Below are 22,471 nucleotides of genomic sequence, written 5' to 3' on the forward strand. Positions count from 1 at the left end.
AAGGGCGGTCGCTCACGGATTCCGCAGTGGAGGCGGGCCAGACGGGTTGGTTGCCTGCGGGTTCGCCGGTGGGGCCGGGCCAGACGGCGCGCTCGTTCGCGGGCTCGCCGGTGGGGCCGGGCCAGGAGGGGCGGTTGTCGACGGATTCTGCGGTGGGGGCGGGGAGGAGTGAGATGTCGCCCATGGGTTCGCCGGTGGCGGCGGGCCAGACGGGCTGGTCGGGGGTGTCGTTCGTGCCGGGCCAGACCGCCATGCCGGCGGCGGCCGCGGTGAAGGCGGGCGGCGGCTGCCACGGCGGCGCGCCGGGGATCACCGGGGGCGTGGCCGCTGCCACGGAAGCGTCGGTGACGGAGGGTGACGAGGGTGACCAGGTCTCGCCTTCGGCGGGGGCCGAGAACCAGCTGTAGCCGGGACGCCACGGAGAGCCCGCGCCCGGCCGCAGGTCATCGCCATGACCGGCCTGCCCGAAGCTCGGCGGGGGAACCGCCGAGGCCGCGGGACCGCTGCGGTCGTAGTCGTGTTCGGAACCCGGATCCTGGCCACGCATAGGCGGAAGCGTATCGGCGCTGGCGAGATCGGCGTGCCGCTATGGGCGTTTCCGCAGGGCTTCCCGGCTGCCTCAGGCCGGAGCGCCCCTGATGGAGCGCCTGTCCAGGGCCGCGAAAACGGTCTGGTCGGTGATGTCCACGGCGGCCTGGGTGAGCCGCTTGAGTTCGGCCTTTTCGGGCTTGTGCCCATCCTTGAACTGGAACCACAGCAACACCGCGTAATGGCCGTGATACCAGCCGCCCGCGTACGCCTCGCCCTGGCCGAGGAACTTGCTGATCTCGTCGGTGCCGGGCAGCGGCTTGAGGAAGTCCTTGCGCTCGTCGCCGGCGCCGGCGGTGGCGACCTTCTTGGCTCCCGCGGAGGTCTTCAGGTTGGCCACGCCCACGGTGCCGATGACCTTGCCGCCGGCGTCCCGGAAGCTGGCCCGGATGAGCTGCGTGCAGCCGGCCGCCTTGAGCGCTTTCTCGATCTTCGCGCCGGAGATGGCGTCCTTGCACACCTTGTTGTATTTGAAGGTGGTCCGCCGGTAGGAGCGGCCCTTGTTGGTGATCTTCGCCTTGCCGAAGAGCTCCTTGGTGGTGAGCGGCTCCGGGTCGGTCTTGCGGGAGGCGGCGTAGCCGTACTGGCCGCCGGGGACCTGGGGGAGCGACGGGGTCGCCTTCGGGGAGGCGGCGGTCTCCGGGGCCTTCTCGCCGCTGGCGGAGAACCAGAAACCGACGGCCACGACGAGGACGAGGCCCACGGCGATGACGGCGATCGCCACCGGGGGACGCCAGAGGGAGGAGGACGGGTAGTCGCGGGAACCCATGGGCCTGAGATTAGCCGCCTATCCCACCAGATGCGGACCGGTCAGGAATACCGTCAGGGGTAGCCGAAGTCCTGTGTCCACCACGGGCCACCTGGTCCGAGGCTGACGCCGACGCCGGTGGCGGTGAGGCGGCAGTTGAGGATGTTGGCCCGGTGGGTCGTGCTGGCCATCCAGCCGCGTACGGCCTCGGCGGCGGTCTGGTAGCCGCGGGCGATGTTCTCCGCGCCGCCGTGCTGGTATCCGGCGCGGGCCATGCGCTGCCAGGGCGTGGCGCCGTTGGGGGACTCGTGCACGAAGGAGTTGGACGCCGCCATCTCGGCGGAGTGGGTCCTGGCCGACTGGACCAGGCGCTGGTCGGTCCTGAGCGGGCGGCAGCCGTTCTTCCTGGCCCGCTCGGCGTTGACCAGGTCGATCACTTCGGCTTCCAGCATGGCCAGGTGGGTGCCGCTGGGGGCGACCTCGTCACGGCCGTGGGTGTTGGTCTGGCCGCCGTCGCCGTACGAGCCGTCGATGAGGTGGGAGTCACGGGGGCGGGCCCGGCTGGTGGGGGCGGCGCGGTTGGTCACCGGGGCGGTGTCGTCGGCGACGGCGCGGGCGACGGGGGCGAGTGGCGTACGGTGCCGCGATCGGGCCGGGGACGCCGACGTGGAGGCCTTGGCGAGCGGCGTGGGCTCGGAATTGCGCAGGTAGACGTCGTCGGGATCGCCCGGGGTCATGGTCAGGCGCCCGATCACGATGCCCAGCAGCAGAACCGCCGTCACGCATGCGACTAAGCCCAAGAGAGTCCCGCGCCGGGAAGTCTGTTGGGTATGCCGGGTGTGAGGGGTCTGCCACATACCGCAGCCAAATATAGGGACCCGGAGGCGTGTTGAAAATGAGAACAACGAGACGAGATTGGCCTATTGGGTAGATCGCCGCGTGGATCAAGGTCTAGACTCGCGCGGCTTCTCCGGTTCGTTTTGCCGTTTGGCCGGGGGACCGGTAGTCTGCTAGTTCGTTGTGTGTGGATCAGTCCTTCGCTGACTGATGCACGGCGCGTCCGGCGTCATCTCCCGTGAATGTGGAGACGGAAGGTTGTCGCCGTGTGCCCGCGCAACCTACCGATGAGTTCACATTCCAACAGAAGGCACTGCCGTGCGCACGTTCACACCGAAGCCCAACGAGGTCGAGCGTCAGTGGTACGTCATCGACGCGACCGACGTGGTGCTCGGCCGGTTGGCCAGCCACGTCGCTGTCCTGCTCCGTGGCAAGCACAAGCCGATCTTCGCGAACCACGTCGACACCGGTGACTTCGTCATCGTCATCAACGCCGACAAGGTCGCCCTCACCGGCAACAAGCTGCAGCAGAAGAAGGCGTACCGCCACTCCGGCTACCCGGGCGGCCTGCGGTCCGTCACGTACGGCGAGCTGATGGAGAAGCGCCCGGACCGGGCCGTCGAGAAGGCCGTCAAGGGCATGCTGCCCAAGAACGCCCTCGGCCGGAAGATGGCCAAGAAGCTCAAGGTCTACGCCGGTTCCGAGCACCCGCACCAGGCCCAGCAGCCGGTGCCCTTCACGATCACCCAGATCGCCCAGTAACGCCGAGCCAGGAAAGTTAAGAGGAGAACCGTGGCTGAGACCACCGGTACCGAGACGCTCGTCGAGGGCGAGCTGGAAGACTACTCCGCCGAGGAGTTCCCGTCGGAGTACACCACCGAGTCGTCGCCCGCGTCCGACGCTCCCGTGCGCAAGCCGGTCACGACCGGCAACTCGTACGGCACCGGCCGGCGCAAGGAGGCCGTGGCCCGCGTCCGCATCGTGCCCGGCACCGGCAAGTGGACGATCAACGGCCGCTCGCTGGACACCTACTTCCCGAACAAGGTGCACCAGCAGATCGTGAACGAGCCCTTCGTGGTGCTCGGCGCCGAGGAGCAGTTCGACGTCATCGCCCGCATCGACGGCGGCGGCGTGACCGGACAGGCCGGCGCCCTGCGCATGGGCCTGTCCCGCGCGCTCGCCATCCTGGACGCCGAGACCAACCGCCCGCCGCTCAAGAAGGCCGGCTTCCTCACCCGGGACGCCCGCGCCACCGAGCGCAAGAAGTACGGCCTGAAGAAGGCTCGTAAGGCTCCGCAGTACAGCAAGCGTTAAATTGGGCCGCCTTTTCGGCACCGACGGGGTACGCGGGGTCGCGGGACGCGACCTCACGGCCGAGCTCGCCATGGACCTGTCCGTGGCGGCCGCGCACGTGCTCCGGGACGCCGGGAGGAGCCGCCCGCTCGCCGTCGTAGGCCGGGACCCGCGGGCTTCAGGAGAATTCCTGGAGGCCGCTGTGGTCGCCGGCCTCGCGTCGTCGGGCATGGACGTGCTCCGGCTCGGCGTGCTGCCCACCCCGGCGGTCGCCTATCTGACACCGGCGCTGGGAGCCGACCTCGGGGTCATGCTCTCGGCCTCCCACAACCCCGCCCCCGACAACGGGATCAAGTTCCTCACCCGGCGCGGCTTCAAGCTGCCGGACGCGGTGGAGAACGAGATCGAGGAACGCCTCGGCGAGCCGTGGGAACGACCGGTCGGCTCCGCCGTGGGCCGGGTCCGGGAGGCGTACGGGGAGGCCAACCGTTACGTCGCGCATCTGCTCGACTCGCTGCCGCACCGGCTGGACGGCCTGCGGGTCGTGGTCGACTGCGCGCACGGCGCCGCCCACATGGTCGCCCCGGAGGCGCTGCGCCGGGCGGGCGCCCAGGTGGAGACGATTGGGACCGCTCCAGACGGCCTGAACATCAACGACGGGGTGGGCTCCACCCACCTCGATCCGCTGAAGAAGGCGGTCGTGGCCAAGTCGGCCGACCTGGGCATCGCCTACGACGGCGACGCCGACCGCTGCCTGGCGGTGACCGGCGACGGCGAGGAGATCGACGGCGACCAGATCATGGCGATCCTGGCGCTGGCGATGCGGTCGCAGGGCCGTCTCCAGCAGGACACGGTGGTCGCCACGGTCATGTCCAACCTCGGCTTCAAGCTGGCCATGCGCGAGGCGGGGGTGACGGTGGTGGAGACCGCCGTCGGCGACCGCTACGTGCTGGAGCAGATGCAGGAGCGCGGCTACAACTTCGGCGGCGAGCAGTCCGGGCATGTGATCATGCTCGACCACGCCACCACCGGGGACGGGCTGCTCACCTCGCTGCACCTGCTGGCGGCCGTGGTGAGCACGGGCCGCAGCCTGGCCGAGCTGGCCTCGGTCATGACCAAGCTCCCGCAGGTGCTGGTCAACGTCCGGGACGTGGCCAAGGACAAGGCCGCGCACCCGGATCTGCTGGCCGCGGTGGCGCTGGCGGAGGAGGGGCTCGGCGACACCGGCCGGGTCCTGATCCGGCCGAGCGGCACCGAGCCGATGATCCGCGTCATGGTCGAGGCGCGCTCGCACGACCAGGCCGAGACGGTGGCCGCCCGGCTGGCGGACACCGTCAGGGACGTCTGCGGTTAGTCACTCATCGCCGGTCAGCGACAGCCCGCGCAGTCGCTGACCGGCCCAGATGACCGCGACCACGGTGACGATCACGATCGCCGGCAGGGCGAAACTCAGCGCCACGTCCGGCTTCAGGGCCGGCGAGGTGGTCACCTGGTCGGCCAGCGTCCGCGCCCACTGCTGGATGGAGAGTTTGCGCGCGCCCGGGACGTACCCGCCGATGGCGCCCTCCCAGACCAGCGCGTAGATGATGCCCACCACGACCGCGTGCTTGGTGAGCACGCCCACCAGCAGGAACACCGCCGCGTACGCGATACCGCCGATCGCCGCGCCGAGCGCGAATCCGGCCGCCACGTTCGCCTCGGTGCCGATCATCAGGTAGCCCGCCAGGAAGGTGGGCACCCCGGCGAAGACCACCATCAGCGAGGCGGCCACCGCGAACTTGGTGACCATGATCCGGTGCCGCGGGATCGGCTTGGACAGCAGGTGGATGATCGTCCCGTCCTCGATCTCGGGGGCGATCACGCCGGTGCCCGCGATCAGGCCGAGCAGCGGCAGGATCGCCCCGATCGCGAAGGTCTCCATCAGCGTGACGGTGGTGCTCTCGTGGCCGGCGCCGATCAGGCGCAGCAGCACGGCGATCGCGATCAGCGCGACCGGGAGCAGGGCCAGCAGCCAGACACGTTTGCGCCCGAGCATGGCCCGGTAAGTGATGGACGCCACGACGGAGTTCATGAGCGCCCACTGAGGTAGGAGAACACGCTTTCCAGGTCCTCGTCTGTGGGGGACACCTGCCAGAGGTGCACGTTGAGGTCGCGGGCCAGGCGGGGGAGCAGCCGGGTGAAGCGGCGGAAGTCCTCAGTGCGGACCTCCAGGCCCTGCGCGGTGAGGGACACGCCGCCGGAGGAGGGGTCGGCGATCAGCGCGGCGGCCAGCCGGCGGTCGTCGCTGGAGCGGACCCGGAACTGGTGCGGCCGGTCGGTCATCCGCCGCCGGATCTCCCGGTAGTCGCCGGAGGCCGCGTGCCGGCCCGCGACCAGCACCTCGATCTGCTGGGCGACCCGCTCCACCTCCTCCAGGATGTGCGAGCTGAACAGGATCGTGCGGCCAGCCGCGCCCAGCTTCTTGACCAGGTCCATCAGGTGCAGCCGCTGGCGCGGGTCCATGCCGTTGAAGGGCTCGTCGAGCAGCAGCACCTGGGGGTCGTGGACGAGCGCGCCGGCGACCTTGACGCGCTGGCGCATGCCCTTGGAGTAGGTCTCGATCCTGCGGTCCTTGGCGGGGGCCATCTCGACCAGGTCGAGGGCGCGCTCGGCGGCGTCGTCGGGCAGGCCGTGCAGCCGGGCGGCGGACTGCACGAACTGCCAGCCGGTGAGGAAGCCGTAGACGCCTTCCCGTTCCGGCACCAGGCCGATCGTGCGGTAGATCTCGTGGTTGCGCCAGATGGGCCTGCCGTCCAGGGTGGCGGTGCCGCCGGACGGGGAGAGGAAGCCCGCCATCAGGTGCAGCAGGGTGGACTTGCCGGCGCCGTTGGGGCCGAGCAGGCCGGTCACGCCGGGTCCGACGGTCATGCTGACGTCGTTGACGGCCACCACGTTGCCGTACCAGCGGGAGACCTGGTTCAGTTCGATCACGCTCACGCGGCCGCCGCCTTCCGGTAGCGCAGGTAGAGGGCGGACAGCGCGAGGGCGATGACGGCCAGGGTGATGGCGGCCGGCGCGATCCCCGGCGGGTAGCCGGTGCCGTTGCTGGGCTCGGTGCCGAACAGGTTGGTCTGCACGGCGTCCACCAGGAAGAAGGGGTTGCCGAGCAGGCTCCACTCGGCGGCGGTCTGCTGGTTCTCCGACTCGAAGACGCCGAAGAACACACCCGAGGCGGCCAGCGTGAACATGTAGAACGCGATCACCGCGGCCACGCCCAGGCCGCGCCGGGGCGTGAACGAGGCCAGCGCGAGCCCGATCGCGGCCAGCAGCACCGCGCAGATCACGCCGCCGCCGAGGGAGGCCAGGTATTCGCTGGTACGCACGGGGGTGTCCAGTTCGACCAGCAGTTCGCCGATGTACATCAGCGTCAGCGGCGCGGCCAGCAGCAGGAACAGCGCCACGACCAGCGCGACGAACTTGGCGCCCACGTAGTCGATCACCTTGAGCGGCCGGGACAGATAGAGCGGCAGCACCCGGAACCGCAGATCCGGCGCCACCAGGTACGGCGACTGCGCGGCCAGGAACACCGCCAGCACCGCCTGCATGGTCACCGCGTAACCGCTGTACGGCAGCCCCTGCTCCTTGAGCAGCGCCATCACCGCGATGGACACCACCGCCGGCAGCAGCATGGTGCCCGCGATCAGGAACGGAATGATCTTCGACCGGGCGGTACGGCCCAGGCCGAAGGCCCCGCGCAGGCTGTTCAGCGCGAGCGCGGTGGCGGCGTAGCCCCGGGTGAGGCGGACTCCGTCGTAGTGGCGGTAGCCGATGTCGTGGATGACACCGGTGGGCTGGGTCACGGGAGGTTGGCTCACTGGGGGTTGGGTCACTTGAACACGTCCTCGATGCGGCCGTGCCGCTGCTCCAGCCGTACCAGATTGAGGTCCAGGTCGCAGACGGCGTCCCTGAGCACGTCGAAGGTGTCTTCCGCGCGGACCTGGACGGTGATCAGGCGGCCTTCCACGGCCACCGCCTCGCCCGCCTCGGTGAGGTGCCGGGCCAGCTGCTCCCAGCCCTCCTCGACCTCGACCGCGACCGCCTGGGTGACCTGGGTCAGCTCGCCGATGGCCGAGGAGCGCAGCAGCCGGCCGCCGTCGATGACGATGACGTGGTCGCAGACGCGTTCCAGCTCGCCGAGCAGGTGCGAGGTGACCAGCACGCTGATGCCGAACTCGGTGCCGATCCTGCGGATCAGGGCGAGCATCTCGTCGCGGCCCTGCGGGTCGAGCCCGTTGGTGGGCTCGTCCAGGAAGACCACCTTGGGGTCGTGCACCAGCGCCTGGGCCAGCTTCACCCGCTGCTTCATGCCGGTGGAGTAGCCGCCGATCGGCCGGTAGCGCTCCTCGTGCAGGCCGACGTGGCGGAGGGTGTCGGCGGCGCGCTCCCGAGCGGCGGTGCGCGGCAGGCCGGACATCTGGGCCATGTGCACGACGAACTCGGTGGCCGACACGTCGGGTGGCAGGCATTCGTGTTCGGGCATGTAGCCCACGGATCGCCTGATCTCCAGGCCTTGTACGGCCGCGTCCATGCCCAGCACGGACGCGCGGCCCGCGCTGGCGGGCAGCAGCCCCAGCAGGATCTTGATCAGCGTGGACTTGCCCGCGCCGTTGGCTCCCACCAGCCCGGTGACGCCCTCGCCGGCGGCGACCGTGAGCTGGTCGAGCGCGGTGACGCGGGGGAACCGTTTGGTGAGACCCTCGGTTGCGAGGATTGTCATGATCCGGACAGTACCGGTCCCGCCCGCCGCCCGGCCTCAGCCGAAAGGACGAGCTTCCTCGCGTCGTCCTACTCCCCGGCGCGTAAGCGGAATGGCGCGGCTGTAGCGGGACCAGAGCAGACGCTGCGCGTACAGGGTGAGGGTGCCGGACACGACCATGCCGAGAAGGTTGACGCCCAGCTGGAGGGCGGAGCCGCCGACGTCCTCCCACGCGCCCAGCGCGAGCGCGACGGCCGCGTAGCCGGCGGCCGGGACGGTGGTCACCGAGATGAAGACGCCGACCAGCGCGGAGGACTTGCCCGCCGTGATGGACAGCACGCCGGCCGCGCCCGCCAGCAGCGCCACGATGAACGACCACTTGTCGGGCTTCACGATGAACTCGACCTCCTGGTGGGTGTCGAGCAGGCTCGCGTCGAGCCAGCCGAGCCAGGAGGACACCAGGGCGCAGGCGAAAGTGATCGCGATGGCGACGCCGAAGCCGACGGCGAGCGCGCGGGCCGCGCGCGCGATCAGGTCGGGGTGGCGGCGCAGCAGGCCGAAGCAGATGGCGGCGATCGCGCCGAACTCGGGGCCGAGCACCATCGCGCCCACGATCAGGATGGGCGAGCCGACCACCACGCCGATCCCGGCGAGCTGGGTGGCGATGGCGAGGAAGGCGAGGAACGCCCAGGTGATCCGGGTGTCGTCGGCCACCCGCTGGGCGAGCTCCTCCCAGACGACGGCGTCCTCGGCCTCGCCCGGCGCCTCCTCCTCGGCCCGGTCGGCGGAGTCCGAGAGCATCAGGTCCACGTTCTCGACCGCGATCGATCCCGCCGCGCTGATGCCCAGCTCGGTGAGGTGCCCGATGACCTCGTTGGCGGCCTCCCTGGCGAGGTCGAACTGCACCAGGTCGCCGGCGGGCTCGTGGGCGACGCCCGGCAGCACGACGAGGTTGGTCAGGCCGGGGGCCTGCCGCAGCAGGGCGACCGCCGCCTCGGTGTGTTCCGGGGGGCTGATCACACGCAGATGGAGCATGGGCGAACAGTACTCAGGTTCTGCGCAGGCGGACCCGGGTGATGGAGTGATCGGAGCCTTTGCGCAGGATCAGGCCGGCGCGGCCGCGGGTGGGGGCGATGTTCTCGACCAGGTTGCGCTCGTTGATGTCACGCCAGATGGTGCGGGCGAAGTCGGTGGCCTCGGCGTGGGAGAGGTCGGCGAGGTACTTGAAGTACGACTTGGGGTCGGCGAAGGCGGTGGCGCGGAGCTGGTGGAAGCGGGCCACGTACCAGTCGCGGATGTCCTCGATGCGGGCGTCGACGTAAATCGAGAAATCGAAATAGTCGTTCACGGCCAGCGCGGTGGGCGGGGCCGGCTGGAGGACATTCAACCCCTCAACAATAAGGATGTCCGGATTTTTCACGACCTGTTGGGCACCGGGGACTATGTCGTATTCGAGGTGGCTGTATACCGGGGCGGTGACCTCGGGTTTGCCCGCCTTCACGTCGGCGACGAAGCGGACCAGCGCCCGGCGGTCGTAGCTCTCCGGGAACCCCTTGCGGTGCATGATGTCGCGCTCGGTCAGCACCTGGTTGGGGTAGAGGAAGCTGTCGGTGGTGACCAGGTCCACCTTCGGGTGCTCCGGCCAGCGGGCCAGCAGCGTGTGCAGCAGCCGCGCGGTGGTGGACTTCCCGACCGCCACGCTCCCCGCGATCCCCAGGATGTACGGCGGCGGCACCGCGTCGTCCCCCAGGAACGTGCTCACCGCGGCCCCCCGCTGCCGGGCTCCCGTGAAGTGCAGGTTGAGCAGCCGGGTCAGCGGCAGGTAGATGTCGGTGACCTCGGCCAGGTCGATCGGATCGTCGATCCCGCGCAACTCCGTCAGTTCCGCCTCGGTGAGGGTGAGGGGGGTGTTGCGCCGCAATTCGCGCCACTGCGCCCGGCTGAGCTCGACATACGCGTCTCCGACTGCCACGCGGCAACATTACCGACGCGTCTCGGGACGACATCGACCGGCCGTCGAATTGGGCGAGATATGCCCTACAGCCGTACTTCTGAGGGACATTAACGTTTCGTGAACGACGGAGGGAGTCCAGGATGGACCGGCGTAAATTCCTGACGGCTTCGGCGGCCACCGCTGGTGTGGCGATGTTCGGCGGACCTTTCGCCGGGGTCGCGGCGGCCGGCGCGCGTGGCGCCCGTACGCACGGCGCGGACTACGGACCGCTCGGCCCGGTGGCCGACCTGCGTGACGGCGTGGTGCGGTTACAGCTGCCCGCCGGTTTCCGGTACCGCTCGTTCAACCCGGTCGGGGAGGCGTTCACCGAGGGCGGCCTGACCCCGGGCCGGCACGACGGCATGGCCGCCTTCCGCGGCCCCAAGGGCAGCACCATCCTGGTACGCAACCACGAGGTCAACGGCCCGGTGGGCGCGTTCGGCAACGTGGCCGACGCCTACGACAGCGCGGCGGGCGGCGGCACGGCCACCCTCCGGGTCACCCGGTACGGCGAGGTGATCAAGAGCGCCGCCAGCCTCAACGGCACCCAGATGAACTGCTCCGGCGGCCCGATGCCGTGGGGCGCCTGGGTCACCTGCGAGGAGACCGTCAACGGCCCCGACGTCGGCAACGACTTCACCGGTGCCGACAACACGCTGCTCAAGCAGAAGCACGGCTACATCTTCGAGGTCCCGATCGACCGCGCCGCCAGTCGCAGGCCGATCCGCTCGGCCGGCCGGTTCGCGCACGAGTCGGCCGCCTTCGACCCGCGCACCGGGGCCATCTACCTGACCGAGGACAACTTCGGCTTCGCCTCCGGTTTCTACCGGTACCTCCCGCCGAAGAACCCGCTCAAGGCCGGCCGCATCCTGGACGGCGGCAAACTCCAGATGCTGGCCGTCAAACACCAGCCCGGCAAGGACCTCTCGGTCGGCCTGCCCGCCGGCGCGAGCTTCCAGGCGACCTGGGTGACCATCGACGACCCCGACCCCACGTTCACCGTCAAGCCCACCAACGACCAGGCCATCCAGTACGTCGGCAACCAGGGCAGGGCCAAGGGCGCCGCGATCTTCTCCCGTCTTGAGGGCGCGGTCTACGACTCGGGCACCGTCTACTTCGTCTCCACCCAGGGCGGCGCGACCGCCGCGGGCGACACCGCGCCCTCCGGCTTCGGCAAGGGCCGCGGCCAGATCTTCGCGTACGACACCTGGAGCGACCGCCTCCGCCTGGTCTACGAGTCCCCCGGCTCGCTGGTGCTGGACCTGCCCGACAACGTCACCACCAGCAAGCGCGGCACGCTCGTGCTCTGCGAGGACGGCGGCGGCGACAACTACCTGCGCGGCCTGACCAGGCGCGGCGAGATCTTCGACTTCAGCCGCCTGATGCCGGTCACCGGCGACTCGGGCGCCGAGTTCGCGGGCAGCACCTTCGGCCCCGACGGGCACACCCTCTATGTCAACGTGCAGTCCTCCCAGGGCCTCTCGTACGCCATCTGGGGCCCGTGGCACAAAGGCGGGTTCTAGAGTGAAAGAGTGATCATCGGTATCGGGGTGGATCTGGTGGACGTGGCCAGGTTCGCGGCCTCCATGGAGCGAACGCCCGGCCTGCGCGCCCGTCTGTTCACGGCGGCCGAGCAGGCCGAGCCCGTGCCGTCGCTGGCCGCCCGCTTCGCGGCCAAGGAGGCCGTGGCCAAGGCGCTGGGGGCGCCCCCCGGGCTCTCGCACCAGGACGCCGAGGTGCGCAGGGACCCGGACGGGCGTCCGTCGCTGTCCGTCGGCGGGCGGGCGGGCGAGGTCGCCGCCGCCCTGGGCGTGCGGACCTGGCACGTCTCGCTCAGCCACGACGGCGGTTTCGCGCTGGCCTACGTGATCGCCGAAGGCTGACGTGGCGGATGGCTTCGTAGATCGGCTCCGGCTAGCGTCGGAGCATGCGGACCGCCTACACCTCTGACCAGATCAGAACGGCCGAGCGGGCGCTCATGGCCCTCCTCCCCGACGGCACGCTGATGCGCAGGGCCGCGACCGGCCTGTCCGTCGTCTGCGCGGGCCTCCTCCCCGGCGTGTACGGCTCCCGCGTGGCCTTGCTGGTCGGCAGCGGCGACAACGGCGGCGACGCGCTGTACGCGGGCGCGCTGCTGGCCCGGCGCGGGGCCAGGGTCGAGGCGGTCCTGGCGGGGTCGCGTACGCACCAGGCCGGGCTGGAGGCCCTGCGCGAGGCCGGCGGGCGCACGGTGGAGGCCCCGTGGCCGGACGTCGTCCGGCGGGCCGATCTGGTCGTGGACGGGCTGGTGGGCATCGGGGGCGCGGGGGAGCTGCGGGAGCCGTACCGGCGGCTGGCGGTGGCGGCCTCGGAGGCGTCGGGGCTGGTGGTGGCCGTGGACGTGCCCAGCGGGGTGGACGCGAGCACGGGCCGGGTGGAGGGGCCGGCCGTACGGGCGCAGGTGACGGTGACGTTCGGGGCGTGCAAGAACGGGCTGCTGGTCGATCCGGGCCGGTCGTACTGCGGGCGGGTCGAACTGGTGGACATCGGGCTGGGGCCGTACCTGCCGGATCCTGACGTGGTGTCGCTGACGGACGAGGATGTGGCGGATCTGCTGCCCAGGCCGGGGGCCGAGTCGGACAAGTACCGCCGCGGGGTGATCGGGATCATCGCCGGGAGCGAGCGGTTCACCGGCGCGGCGGTGCTCTCGGTGGGCGGTGCCGTACGGGCCGGGGCCGGGCTGGTGCGGTTCGCGGGCGCGAAGGCGGCGGTGGGGCAGGTGCGCGCGCACTGGCCCGAGGCGATCACGACGGTGCTGGACGGGCCCTCGGTGGCGGACGTCGGGCGGGTGCAGGCGTGGGTGATCGGCCCCGGACTGGGCACCGGCGAGGAGGCCCGGGAACTGGTCCGGGCGGTGCTGGCCACTGACGTGCCGGTCCTGGTGGACGCGGACGGCCTCACCGTGCTGGCCGGGGACCGGTCGATGCTGCGGCGCTCCGCGCCCACGGTGCTCACCCCGCACGCGGGCGAGCTGTCCCGGCTGCTGGACGTGCCCCGCGACCGGATCGAGGCGGCCAGGATCGCGCACGTGCGCCGCGCGGTCACCGAACTCGGGGCGATCGTGCTGCTGAAGGGGTCCACCACGGTGGTCGCCCAGGAGGACAGGCCGGTCCGGGTCAACGCCACCGGCACCTCCTGGCTGGCCACCGGCGGGACCGGTGACGTGCTGTCCGGAATCGGTGGCACGCTGCTGTCGGCCGGGCTCAGCGGCTATGACGCCGCCTCCTGCGCGGCCCATTTGCACGGACTCGCCGCCCGGCTCGCCTCGACCGGAAACTCCGGCGGACAAGGACCTATCGCCGCGATGGACGTGGCGCGGGCGTTGCCGCAGGTCATCCAGAGTCTCTGAGTTGGTCGCGGCCACCGGGGGCGGCTGCGAAAATTGACGGATGAGCATGCTGACTCCGGCCGAGGCCCGCGTGGATCTGGCGGCCATCCGTCACAACGTGGAGCTGCTGGCCGCCCAGGCGCCCGGCGCGGAACTGCTGGTCGCCGTCAAGGCCGACGCGTACGGCCACGGCATGGTCGCGTGCGCCAGGGCCGCGCTGGAGGGCGGCGCCACCCGATTGGGCACCGCGTACCTGCGGGAGGCCCTGGAGCTGCGCGCGGCCGGGGTGACCGCACCCGTGCTGGCCTGGATCATCCCGCCGGGGGAGCCGCTGGCGGAGGCCCTCGGGCAGGACGTCGAGCTGTCGGCCGGCTCGGCCTGGCTGATCGACGAGATCGCGGCGGCGGCACGGGCCACCGGGCGGACCGCGGCGGTCCAGCTCAAGGCCGACACGGGCATGTCGCGCGGCGGGGCGTCCGCGGCCGAGTGGGCGGAACTGGTGGACCGGGCGCTGGCCGTACAGGCGGAGGGGCTGATCAAGGTGACCGGGCTGTGGTCGCACTTCGCGTGCGCCGACATCCCCGGCCACCCGTCCATCGACGCCCAGCTGGCGGCCTTCGAGGACGCGGTCAAGCAGGCCGAGCAGGCGGGCGTCTCCGGCGCCATCCGCCACATCGCCAACTCGGCGGCCACGTTCACGCTCCCACAGGCCCGCTACGACATGGTCCGCCCCGGCATCGCCGTGTACGGCCTGAGCCCCATCCCCGAACTGGGCGACTTCGGCCTGGAACCCGCGATGACGCTGGTCGCCCAGCTGGCCATGGTCAAACGCGTACCGGCCGGATCAGGGGTCTCCTACGGGCACCTCTACCACACCGAGCGCGAGACGACGCTTGGGCTCGTGCCGCTCGGGTACGCGGACGGGATCATGCGCGCGGGGACGAATCGCATCGAAGTGCTGGCCGGCGGGCGCCGCAGGCGGATCGCCGGGCGGGTCTGCATGGACCAGTTCACCCTGGATCTGGGCGACGACGCCGTCACCTCCGGTGACGAAGTGATCCTTTTCGGCCCCGGACACGGAAATGAGCCGACATGTCAGGAATGGGCGGATTCCCTCGGCACAATCACTCATGAGATCGTGACCGGGATCGGATCCCGCGTGCCACGTGTTCACCTCAACGAACGGCCGGGGAACGGGCGACGAGGAGATCGGGAATGACCGCACGGCGGACAGTCGGGATCGCGGGGGCCATCGTCGGTGCGGCCTCCGCCGGGTTGGCGGCGGGCGCGCTCGCCAAGCGGTACGCGGTGGGGCGTATCCGGCTGCGCCCCGACCCGGAGGCCAACGAGCCCTTCGGCGAACTGCGCGGCCAGGAGCGCACGCTGATCACCTCCGACGGCATCATGATCCACGCCGAGGTGGACGGGCCGGAGGACGCCGAACTCACCGTGGTCCTGTGCCACGGGTACTGCCTCAGCTCCGACTCCTGGCACTACCAGTGGCGGAACCTGCGCAAGCGGTACCGGGTGGTGCTCTGGGACCAGCGCTGTCATGGGCAGTCCGCCCGCGCGGAGGCCGCCGACTGCACGATCGACCGGCTGGGCGACGATCTGGCGCTGGTGCTGGAGCAGCTCGTGCCGGGGCCGTGCGTGCTGGTGGGGCACTCCATGGGCGGAATGACGATCATGGCGCTGGCCGACCGGCGGCCGGAGCTGTTCGGGGACAAGGTGCGCGGGGTCGCGCTGATCTCCACCTCGGCCGGCAAGCTGGCCGAGCTGAGCCTGGGGCTGCCGGCCCTGGTCTCCAAGGCCGTGAACAAGGCGGTGCCCAGCGCGGTGTCGGTGATGCGCCGCCGGGCCGCGCTGGTGGACCGGGGGCGCCAGGTCGGCAACGACGTGGCCTTCCTGGCCCTGCGCCTGCTGGGCTTCGGCGACTCCAAGGCGGTCAGCCCGACCGTCGTGGACTTCGTCGAGTCGATGATCCGGGCCACCCCGTCCGAGGTGATCGCGGATTTCTATCCGGCGCTGATGTCGCACGACAAGCTGACGGCGCTGGACGTGCTGAACAAGGTGCCGACCGCGATCGTGGTGGGGGAGCGGGACTGGCTCACGCCGCCCGACCACAGCCGGGCCATCGCGGCGGCCGTGCCGACGGCCGAGCTCACCCTGGTGCCGGGGACGTCGCACCTGGTGCAGCTGGAGCGGCCCGGCGTGGTGAACGACGCACTGCGGGCGCTGCTGGAGAGGGCCGCCCACCGTGACTGACCGTGACTGACCGAGACGACTGACCGAGACATCCGGGAGTGGGCTGAGATGAAGGCTGAGGTCCGTGACGCGGCGGAGATGCGCGCGCTGGGGGTCCGGATCGCCGGGCGGCTGGCTCCGGGCGACCTCGTCGTGCTGACCGGGTCGCTGGGCGCGGGCAAGACCACGCTGACCCAGGGCATCGGGGAGGGGCTGAACGTGCGCGGGCCGATCACCTCGCCCACGTTCGTGATCTCCCGCGTGCATCCGTCGCTGGCGGACGGTCCCGCGCTGGTGCACGTGGACGCGTACCGGCTGGGGGGCGCGCTGGAGGTCGACGATCTCGACCTGGACGCGTCCATCGCCGATTCGGTGACGATCGTGGAGTGGGGCGAGGGTCTCGTCGAAGATCTTTCCGACGAGAGGCTCGAAATCCTGATCGAATCCCGCGCCGAGGATGATCGGCGAATCGTGCATGTTCGGGGCATAGGCCATCGTTGGTCCGATATCCCGGCGGCCCTGATCTAGGCCGTTCCTCGCTGGACCTTCCACAACGCTGGGGATCAATAGAAAATGAAGATCTTTAGTAATTGATTGGCCTAGATTTTCTGGGTACAGGTGTGGTGAGAGGGGTGCGCCGATGGGCAAGCTGATTCAGGCCGCATGTGCGGGGGCATCGTTGATCGGCGTGATCGGCGCCGCCGGGTGTTCGGCGGAGGCCCAGAGCGGCTCGCCCACCGCGTCCCCGTCGGTGACGACGCTCTCGCCGATACCGACCGCGACGTTATCCGTGTTACCCCGGCAGAACATCCGGGTCGTGGTGGATCCGACCTCCATCGTCGGCGGGTCCACCAAGAACGTCCGGGTCACCGCGTTCTGCCCGCCCGCCCAGCCGGGCACCACGTACAAGGCCAGCGCCCGCTCCGACGCCTTCACCGGCATCGTCAGCCTGATGCCGCCGCTCGCGGCGACCCCCGCCGCCACCCCGGCCGCCGAACCCAGCCTGACCGGCGTCGCGCTGCTCAGCGCCAACGCCAAGGCCGGCGGATACCGGGTGGAGGTGCGCTGCGAGGCCACCAACGACCTCGGCAGCGCCCGGTTCCGGGTGACTGCCGCGCCGCCCACCGGCAACTTCCCCACCAAGGCGCCCGGCGCGGGCGGCGGCGGAACGGCGGCCGGCGGACCCGAGGAGGAGTCCGGCGTGCCGGTCACCCCGATCACCATCGGCCTGCTGGCGGCGTTCTTCATCGGCATCGGTGTGGCCCGCAGGCGCAACCGGGGCTGAGAGCAGAGATTGGCCAGTTCCACCCGCTCGTTGGTCATCGCCGGTGTGATCACCGGATTCGTGCTGGTCGCGATCGCCAAACCGCAGACCGAGCCCGCCGCCGCCCCGGCGCGCTCCTCGGCCGTGCCGGAACGCATCGACATCCCGGCCCTGGAGCTCAAGGCTCCGCTGATGGAGCTCGGGCTGACCGGGTCGGGGGAGGTCGAGCTGCCGCCGTACGAGAAGCCGAAGGTGGCCGGGTGGTACAAGGGCAGCGCCGTACCCGGGGACGGCGGCGCCTCCGTGATCATCGGCCATGTGGACACGAAGACCGCGCCCGCCGTCTTCTACCGCCTGAAGGAACTCCGCAAGGGCGCGGACGTGAAGGTCCTGCGCAGCGACGGCAAGACGATCTCGTACACCGTGGACTCGGTCCAGCAGGTCGCCAAGGAGAGGTTCCCGGCCAGCAGCGTCTACACGGGCGAGGGGCTGCGGCTGGTCACCTGCGGCGGGACCTTCGACTGGAGCGAACACGAATACGAGGACAACATCATCGTGTACGCCTCCCGCACCGACCGCACGTGACGGAGCCCGCCTTCCGAGCTTGACCACGCGTGACCGCCCGCCTGATCGCCCCCGCCTTCCGGGCCTGATCGGGCCTCACCGCAGCCGCCCTCCACGCTGACCGCGCCTGATCGCGCATTCCTTCCGGGCCTGATCGGGCCTCACCACACCCGCCCTCCATGCCGACCGCGCCTGATCGCGCTTGCCCCATCCGCCTTGCCGGCTTTCTGACGGGTGAAGTCGCGGGAGCGGCTAGGCTTGTTGTTCGTGCTGGTCCTGGCCTTTGATACCGCGACCCCTGCCGTGACCGCCGCGTTGCATGACGGAACGCGCGTGCTGGCCGAATCCACGGTGGTCGACGCCCGCCGCCACGGCGAACTGCTCGCCCCGGCGATCGAGCGGGTGCTGGCCGAAGCCGGAGCCTCGCTGCGCGACGTCACCGCGCTCGTGGCGGGCGCCGGGCCGGGTCCCTACACGGGGCTCCGGGTGGGGCTGATGACGGCGCGCGCCCTCTGCACGAGCCTCGGCGTCGCCGCGTACGGGGTGTGCACGCTGGACGCCCTGGCGTACGCGACGGAGTCGGCGACGCCCTTCACGGTGGTCACCGACGCCCGGCGCAAAGAACTGTTCTGGGCGCGATACGACGACGCGCGGACCCGGGTCGACGGACCCCGGGTGGCCCGGCCGCACGACGTGCCCGGCGGGCTCCCCATCGTCGGAGTCCGGCTCTACGAGGAGATCGTCGGCCCGGTGACCGGCCCCGAACACCCCTCGGCCGGCGCGCTGGCGGCCCTCGCGGCCGAACAGCTGGCCGCGCTGACCCCCGAGGAGGCCGCCGCGGCGACGCGGCTGCCCGAGGGCAGGATCGACTCCGAGGAGGCCGCCCAGGGGCGTGCCGTCCTGGGGCCGCCCGTGCCCATCTACCTGCGCAGGCCCGACGCTCAGATCCCGGGAGCGCCGAAGCGGGTGACGGCGTGATCGGACAGGCCCCGGTGGCCGCCCTCCGCCAGATGACCAGGGACGACCTGGCCGCGGTGATCGAGATCGAGCGGGCCACCTTCCCCGCGGACGCCTGGACCGAGGGCATGCTCCGCGGCGAACTGGCCGACCAGCCCCGCACCCGCCACTACCTGGTCGCCGAGATCGAGGGCCGGATCGTCGGCTACGCCGGCCTCGCCGTCGCCGCCGACCAGGCCGATGTGCAGACCATCGCCGTCTACGCCGAACACCGCCGCGCCGGCATCGGCTCCCAGCTGCTGACCGCGCTCCTCACCGAAGCCGCCCGCCGCCGCGCCACCAGGATCTTCCTGGAGGTACGGGCCGACAACCCGGGCGCCAAGACCATGTACACCAACTTCGGCTTCGAGGCGTACGGGGTGCGCCGCGGCTACTACGACGACGGCACCGACGCGATCACGATGATGAGGGAACTCGATGGCTGACCAGCCGATCGTCCTGGGAATCGAGACGTCCTGCGACGAGACGGGCATCGGCATCGTGCGCGGGCACACACTGCTCGCCGACACGATCGCCTCCAGCATGGACGAGCACGCCCGGTTCGGCGGCGTCGTGCCCGAGGTGGCCTCCCGGGCGCATCTGGACGCGATGGCGCCCACCGTGGAGAGCGCCCTGGCCAAGGCCGGCCTCCGGATCGGCGACATCGACGCCATCGCGGTCACCGCCGGGCCCGGGCTCGCGGGAGCCCTCCTGGTCGGCGTCGCGGCCGCGAAGGCGTACGCGCTGGGGCTGGGGGTGCCGCTCTACGGCGTCAACCACCTGGCCGCGCACGTCGCCGTGGACCAGCTCGAACACGGCCCGCTGCCCAAGCCCTGCGTGGCCCTGCTGGTCTCCGGCGGGCACTCCTCACTGCTGCTCGTGCCGGACGTGGCCAAGGAGGTCGTCTCGCTCGGCTCCACGGTCGACGACGCCGCCGGCGAGGCCTTCGACAAGGTCGCCCGCGTGCTCGGGCTGCCCTTCCCCGGTGGCCCGTACATCGACCGGGCCGCCAAGGAGGGCTCCGGCACCGCGATCACCTTCCCGCGCGGGAAGGCCGACGACGGCACTCTCGACTTCTCCTTCTCCGGCCTCAAGACCGCGGTCGCCCGATACGTCGAGAAGAACGGCGGCTCCCTCTCGGTTCCGGACGTGGCGGCCTCCTTCCAGGAAGCCGTCGTCGACGTCCTCACCCGCAAGGCCCTCGCCGCCTGCGCCGAACACGACGTCCAGGACCTCCTGATCGGCGGCGGCGTCGCCGCCAACTCCCGCCTTCGCGCCCTGGCCCAGGAACGCTGCGACGCCGCAGGCGTCCGCCTCCGCGTCCCCCGCCCCGGCCTCTGCACCGACAACGGCGCCATGGTCGCCGCCCTAGGCTCCAACCTCCTGGAAGCCGGCATCGCCCCCTCCCCCCTGACAATCCCCGCCGACTCCTCCCTCCCCATCACCACCATCCACGTCTAAACCCAAAGCCGCCCCTTCTCACCGCTCTCCGGTGCCATCGCCACCCGCGACCAGTTCGCGCCGCCCGGACGCCACGAGCGACCACCCACTTCTGTTGGGACGCCTTGGTGGGCTGATCTTGGTGAGGGGTAGGGCGGTCCTAGCGCCGGTGCGGCGAGTCGCCTCACCTGCGTTAACGGCGTTGGATAAGGCGAGAACCCAGCGACTGGTCGATTCTGTTAGGTGCTCCAACAGGCAGAGCCAGCTGTTCCTCGGGCAATGGTCCGACGATCTTGGTGCCGGGACGGAGAGAGCTTTCCAGCTGCGTTGACGGCGCCGGATACGGCGAGGACCTGGCGTCTGGTCTTAACAGGGTCGGCTGGTCATAGGTGATGGGCCGGTGGTTCTTGGCGCCGGTGCGGCGAAGAACGTCACCTGCGTTAACGGCGCCGGATAACGGCGAGGGCGTGGTGTCTGGTGTTCACATGCGAAACGGGCTCCCCGGTGGGGGAGCCCGTTTGTGGTCGCGGGGGTTAGTCCTTGCCGGTGCGGGTGGGGCGTAGCAAGGCCTCCGCGAGGGCGAGCATGGTCTCTTCCAGGGCCCCCAGGCGGCGCGTCATGTCGTTCTGCGCGGGCTCGACCGTGTCGGTGAGGGTCTTCGTCAGTGTCTCGGTCAGCTGGCCGTGGTCGGGGCGGGCGGTGATGAGCGGCGTGAGGGCGTCGGCGGCTTCGGCCAGGCGGCGTTCTACGGTGTCGAAACGGCCGGCGTGCTCGGCGCTGAGGTCGCCCAGGTTCTTGTGGAGTTCACTGATCTCCAGGGTCGCCGGCAGCTGCCCGACCCGCTGGCTGACGGCTTCGACCCGATCGTCCACGCCGTCAAGCCGCTCCGCGACCTGCTCGTCGAGTGCGGTGAAACGAGCGCGCAGACTCTCGTCCAGGACGTTCACCCGCTCGTCCAGCGTGGTGAACCGTTCGTCGTGGCGGCCGAGATGCCCGTCCACGGTGGCCAGGCGCGCGTCCACCCCGCCCAGGCGGGACTCCACGCCGGACATCCGGGTGTCGATGTCGGCCAGGCACTCGTCAGCGGTCTCGATGCGCCCGTCGATCCGGTCCAGCCGGGCGGTCACCCCGGCCACCTGACCTTCCAGCGCGTGGAACTGCGCCCCGGTCGCCGACTGTCCTTCGCTCACCGTCGCCAGCCCAGCGGTGACCGTGGTCAGCCCTTCGCCGACCGTGGCCAGCCCGGTGGTGACGGACGCGAGACCGGTGTCCAGGCGATCCAGGCGCGTACCGGCGGCGGCTTGACGGCTCTCGACCTCGGAAACGCGCTCGGCGACCTGATCGACGGCCGCGCTGACTCGGTCGGCGGCGGCCTCCACCGCACCTCCCAGGTTCGCGGTCAGGTCGAGTACGCCGCCTTCGAGCCGCTCGGTCCGCTGCGCCAGCTCCCCGAGCACCTTGTCCAGCCGCGTGAACCGGTTGGCCGCCGCCTCCATGCTCGCCTGCAACTGCCCGAGCCGCTTGGTGAACTCCACCATGCGATCGGTCACGTGCTGCGTGCCGTCCAGCACGGAGGCCAGCCGGGTCAGGGCCTCGTCCACGCTCTCGCCGACCGTGCCGACGTCCGCCCACAGACTGGGCAGCTCCGCGATCGGCGTGACCCGGTCGCCGACCCCGGCCACCCGCTCGTTCACCGCGTCCACGTGGTCGCGGACCATCTCGACGTGCTGAGCCAGCCCCTCCGCCCAGGCGGGCGGCCGGTTGGTGATGTCGTCCAGGCGCCCGTTGACCGCCTCCATGGTGCCGCTGAGGCCGCCGAGCTCCCGCTCGCGCACCTCGCGCAGCAGCCACTCCATGCCTTCGAGCCGCTGCCGGATCTCGTCGAGTACGGCACCCTGGGTGCGCTGCTCGTACACGTGATCCTGGGCCGCGCGGGCCAAGAGCTCGCGCATCCGGTCGGAGATGGCGGCCTGACTGCCCGCCTGGAGGAGGGTGTGGTTGGAGTGGTCCACCGAAGGCTCCTTCACTCGCCGACGTTCGATGGCAGCGGTGGGAAATGGTCGGTTCGAAAGGGGATGTACACGCGCGAACACGCGCCGTCACCGAACTGTAGCCCTTCGTCGCCACCCATTCAGCTCGGACTGAAAAAGATCGCACTTCCCGGTGGATTGCCCGAATGGAGAACGTTTTACCAGCTCATAGAGCCATTTCCGCGACCGCCCAGGCCGATGCCGGACTGAGGGGTCATTTCGGAAGCGAGCGGCACGTGCGCTCACCACAAGAATCGCCTGGTCTGCGATTCGGCGCGCATTTCCCAAGCAGGGCCGGCGTGTGATCTCGAGGCCTGCGATATGCACATTCCGAAGCGAGCTAGCCTGCGATGCGCGCATTCTGCAGCGCGT

Annotated in this window: 23 protein-coding genes and 1 pseudogene; 14 read left to right on the forward strand and 10 right to left on the reverse strand. The window is 70.8% G+C overall.

Features of this window, described 5'->3' with window-relative positions:
- The 3 genes and pseudogenes from Aph01nite_RS37145 to Aph01nite_RS37155 all read right to left on the reverse strand — a co-directional run.
- A pseudogene (locus tag Aph01nite_RS37145) lies at positions 1 to 547 on the reverse strand (hypothetical protein); the annotation flags it as partial.
- A 72-nt stretch (positions 548 to 619) separates the two neighbouring features.
- A complete protein-coding gene (locus Aph01nite_RS37150; RefSeq protein ID WP_204045768.1) occupies positions 620 to 1,357 on the reverse strand; it encodes a hypothetical protein in 738 nt (245 codons plus the stop codon).
- 53 nt (positions 1,358 to 1,410) lie between these two features.
- Entirely contained in the window at positions 1,411 to 2,118 is a 708-nt protein-coding gene (locus tag Aph01nite_RS37155) for a CAP domain-containing protein (protein WP_204045769.1), read from the reverse strand.
- 373 nt (positions 2,119 to 2,491) lie between these two features.
- Between Aph01nite_RS37155 and rplM the strand changes: the two genes are divergently transcribed.
- From rplM to glmM, 3 genes are read left to right on the forward strand one after another with little or no spacing between them, the layout of a single operon-like run.
- Positions 2,492 to 2,935 (forward strand): 50S ribosomal protein L13, encoded by a 444-nt coding sequence (gene rplM / locus Aph01nite_RS37160; protein WP_204045770.1) that lies wholly within the window; start codon positions 2,492 to 2,494, stop codon positions 2,933 to 2,935.
- Between the two features lie 30 nt (positions 2,936 to 2,965).
- Positions 2,966 to 3,487 (forward strand): 30S ribosomal protein S9, encoded by a 522-nt coding sequence (gene rpsI / locus Aph01nite_RS37165; protein WP_204045771.1) that lies wholly within the window; start codon positions 2,966 to 2,968, stop codon positions 3,485 to 3,487.
- A 1-nt stretch (position 3,488) separates the two neighbouring features.
- The gene (gene glmM / locus Aph01nite_RS37170; protein WP_204045772.1) at positions 3,489 to 4,820 is read left to right on the forward strand and encodes a phosphoglucosamine mutase; all 1,332 of its coding nucleotides are present in this window, start codon (positions 3,489 to 3,491) and stop codon (positions 4,818 to 4,820) included.
- Here the strand turns inward: glmM and Aph01nite_RS37175 are convergent, their stop codons facing one another.
- Genes Aph01nite_RS37175 through coaA form a run of 6 tightly spaced genes read right to left on the reverse strand, consistent with a single transcriptional unit; the run spans position 4,821 to position 10,173 of the window.
- Positions 4,821 to 5,537, reverse strand: a complete 717-nt coding sequence (locus tag Aph01nite_RS37175) for an ABC transporter permease (RefSeq protein WP_204045773.1) — start codon at positions 5,535 to 5,537, stop codon at positions 4,821 to 4,823. It lies immediately after the preceding gene.
- Positions 5,534 to 6,442, reverse strand: a complete 909-nt coding sequence (locus tag Aph01nite_RS37180) for an ABC transporter ATP-binding protein (RefSeq protein WP_204045774.1) — start codon at positions 6,440 to 6,442, stop codon at positions 5,534 to 5,536. Before Aph01nite_RS37180 ends, Aph01nite_RS37175 begins: the two co-directional genes overlap by 4 nt.
- Positions 6,439 to 7,305, reverse strand: a complete 867-nt coding sequence (locus Aph01nite_RS37185) for an ABC transporter permease (protein ID WP_204045775.1) — start codon at positions 7,303 to 7,305, stop codon at positions 6,439 to 6,441. The genes Aph01nite_RS37180 and Aph01nite_RS37185 overlap by 4 nt, the downstream gene beginning before the upstream one ends.
- Before the next feature lie 26 nt (positions 7,306 to 7,331).
- Positions 7,332 to 8,222: an ABC transporter ATP-binding protein gene (locus tag Aph01nite_RS37190; RefSeq protein WP_204045776.1), complete on the reverse strand. Its 891-nt coding sequence runs from the start codon at positions 8,220 to 8,222 to the stop codon at positions 7,332 to 7,334.
- Positions 8,223 to 8,258: 36 nt separating this feature from the next.
- Positions 8,259 to 9,236 (reverse strand): DUF389 domain-containing protein, encoded by a 978-nt coding sequence (locus tag Aph01nite_RS37195; RefSeq protein ID WP_204045777.1) that lies wholly within the window; start codon positions 9,234 to 9,236, stop codon positions 8,259 to 8,261.
- Between the two features lie 13 nt (positions 9,237 to 9,249).
- A complete protein-coding gene (coaA, locus tag Aph01nite_RS37200) occupies positions 9,250 to 10,173 on the reverse strand; it encodes a type I pantothenate kinase (protein WP_204045778.1) in 924 nt (307 codons plus the stop codon).
- A 122-nt stretch (positions 10,174 to 10,295) separates the two neighbouring features.
- Between coaA and Aph01nite_RS37205 the strand changes: the two genes are divergently transcribed.
- From Aph01nite_RS37205 to tsaD, 11 genes are all read left to right on the forward strand, one after another.
- Positions 10,296 to 11,717: a PhoX family protein gene (locus Aph01nite_RS37205; protein ID WP_204045779.1), complete on the forward strand. Its 1,422-nt coding sequence runs from the start codon at positions 10,296 to 10,298 to the stop codon at positions 11,715 to 11,717.
- A gap of 9 nt (positions 11,718 to 11,726) precedes the next feature.
- Positions 11,727 to 12,077: a holo-ACP synthase gene (locus Aph01nite_RS37210; protein WP_204045780.1), complete on the forward strand. Its 351-nt coding sequence runs from the start codon at positions 11,727 to 11,729 to the stop codon at positions 12,075 to 12,077.
- 44 nt (positions 12,078 to 12,121) lie between these two features.
- Entirely contained in the window at positions 12,122 to 13,582 is a 1,461-nt protein-coding gene (locus Aph01nite_RS37215; protein ID WP_204045781.1) for an NAD(P)H-hydrate dehydratase, read from the forward strand.
- Positions 13,583 to 13,628: 46 nt separating this feature from the next.
- Positions 13,629 to 14,780 (forward strand): alanine racemase, encoded by a 1,152-nt coding sequence (alr, locus tag Aph01nite_RS37220; protein ID WP_204045788.1) that lies wholly within the window; start codon positions 13,629 to 13,631, stop codon positions 14,778 to 14,780.
- Positions 14,777 to 15,826: an alpha/beta fold hydrolase gene (locus Aph01nite_RS37225; protein WP_204045782.1), complete on the forward strand. Its 1,050-nt coding sequence runs from the start codon at positions 14,777 to 14,779 to the stop codon at positions 15,824 to 15,826. Before alr ends, Aph01nite_RS37225 begins: the two co-directional genes overlap by 4 nt.
- Positions 15,827 to 15,874: 48 nt before the next feature.
- Positions 15,875 to 16,333 (forward strand): tRNA (adenosine(37)-N6)-threonylcarbamoyltransferase complex ATPase subunit type 1 TsaE, encoded by a 459-nt coding sequence (gene tsaE, locus Aph01nite_RS37230; protein ID WP_204045783.1) that lies wholly within the window; start codon positions 15,875 to 15,877, stop codon positions 16,331 to 16,333.
- A gap of 112 nt (positions 16,334 to 16,445) precedes the next feature.
- Positions 16,446 to 17,090 (forward strand): hypothetical protein, encoded by a 645-nt coding sequence (locus Aph01nite_RS37235; RefSeq protein WP_204045784.1) that lies wholly within the window; start codon positions 16,446 to 16,448, stop codon positions 17,088 to 17,090.
- Between the two features lie 45 nt (positions 17,091 to 17,135).
- A complete protein-coding gene (locus Aph01nite_RS37240) occupies positions 17,136 to 17,654 on the forward strand; it encodes a class F sortase (protein WP_239162267.1) in 519 nt (172 codons plus the stop codon).
- A 246-nt stretch (positions 17,655 to 17,900) separates the two neighbouring features.
- Complete coding sequence (gene tsaB / locus Aph01nite_RS37245; RefSeq protein ID WP_204045789.1) at positions 17,901 to 18,611, forward strand: tRNA (adenosine(37)-N6)-threonylcarbamoyltransferase complex dimerization subunit type 1 TsaB; 711 nt, start codon at positions 17,901 to 17,903, stop codon at positions 18,609 to 18,611.
- Between the two features lie 32 nt (positions 18,612 to 18,643).
- Complete coding sequence (rimI, locus tag Aph01nite_RS37250; protein ID WP_204045790.1) at positions 18,644 to 19,075, forward strand: ribosomal protein S18-alanine N-acetyltransferase; 432 nt, start codon at positions 18,644 to 18,646, stop codon at positions 19,073 to 19,075.
- A complete protein-coding gene (gene tsaD / locus Aph01nite_RS37255; protein ID WP_204045786.1) occupies positions 19,068 to 20,090 on the forward strand; it encodes a tRNA (adenosine(37)-N6)-threonylcarbamoyltransferase complex transferase subunit TsaD in 1,023 nt (340 codons plus the stop codon). Before rimI ends, tsaD begins: the two co-directional genes overlap by 8 nt.
- 512 nt (positions 20,091 to 20,602) lie before the next feature.
- On the opposite strand, the gene Aph01nite_RS37260 is transcribed toward tsaD, so the two are convergent.
- Positions 20,603 to 22,081 (reverse strand): hypothetical protein, encoded by a 1,479-nt coding sequence (locus tag Aph01nite_RS37260; protein WP_204045787.1) that lies wholly within the window; start codon positions 22,079 to 22,081, stop codon positions 20,603 to 20,605.
- Between the last annotated feature and the right edge of the window lie 390 nt (positions 22,082 to 22,471).

Source organism: Acrocarpospora phusangensis (assembly GCF_016862995.1).
GTDB classification, from domain to species: domain Bacteria; phylum Actinomycetota; class Actinomycetes; order Streptosporangiales; family Streptosporangiaceae; genus Acrocarpospora; species Acrocarpospora phusangensis.

What these genes read in the sequence shown, in the direction of transcription:
- Aph01nite_RS37150 (WP_204045768.1), bottom strand. Translation starts at nt 1,357, where the DNA reads ATGGGTTCCCGCGACTACCCGTCCTCCTCCCTCTGGCGTCCCCCGGTG.
- Aph01nite_RS37175 (WP_204045773.1), bottom strand. Translation starts at nt 5,537, where the DNA reads ATGAACTCCGTCGTGGCGTCCATCACTTACCGGGCCATGCTCGGGCGC.
- Aph01nite_RS37190 (WP_204045776.1), bottom strand. Translation starts at nt 8,222, where the DNA reads ATGACAATCCTCGCAACCGAGGGTCTCACCAAACGGTTCCCCCGCGTC.
- Aph01nite_RS37195 (WP_204045777.1), bottom strand. Translation starts at nt 9,236, where the DNA reads ATGCTCCATCTGCGTGTGATCAGCCCCCCGGAACACACCGAGGCGGCG.
- Aph01nite_RS37205 (WP_204045779.1), top strand. Translation starts at nt 10,296, where the DNA reads ATGGACCGGCGTAAATTCCTGACGGCTTCGGCGGCCACCGCTGGTGTG.
- Aph01nite_RS37215 (WP_204045781.1), top strand. Translation starts at nt 12,122, where the DNA reads ATGCGGACCGCCTACACCTCTGACCAGATCAGAACGGCCGAGCGGGCG.
- alr (WP_204045788.1), top strand. Translation starts at nt 13,629, where the DNA reads ATGCTGACTCCGGCCGAGGCCCGCGTGGATCTGGCGGCCATCCGTCAC.
- Aph01nite_RS37225 (WP_204045782.1), top strand. Translation starts at nt 14,777, where the DNA reads ATGACCGCACGGCGGACAGTCGGGATCGCGGGGGCCATCGTCGGTGCG.
- tsaE (WP_204045783.1), top strand. Translation starts at nt 15,875, where the DNA reads ATGAAGGCTGAGGTCCGTGACGCGGCGGAGATGCGCGCGCTGGGGGTC.
- Aph01nite_RS37235 (WP_204045784.1), top strand. Translation starts at nt 16,446, where the DNA reads ATGGGCAAGCTGATTCAGGCCGCATGTGCGGGGGCATCGTTGATCGGC.
- rimI (WP_204045790.1), top strand. Translation starts at nt 18,644, where the DNA reads ATGACCAGGGACGACCTGGCCGCGGTGATCGAGATCGAGCGGGCCACC.
- tsaD (WP_204045786.1), top strand. Translation starts at nt 19,068, where the DNA reads ATGGCTGACCAGCCGATCGTCCTGGGAATCGAGACGTCCTGCGACGAG.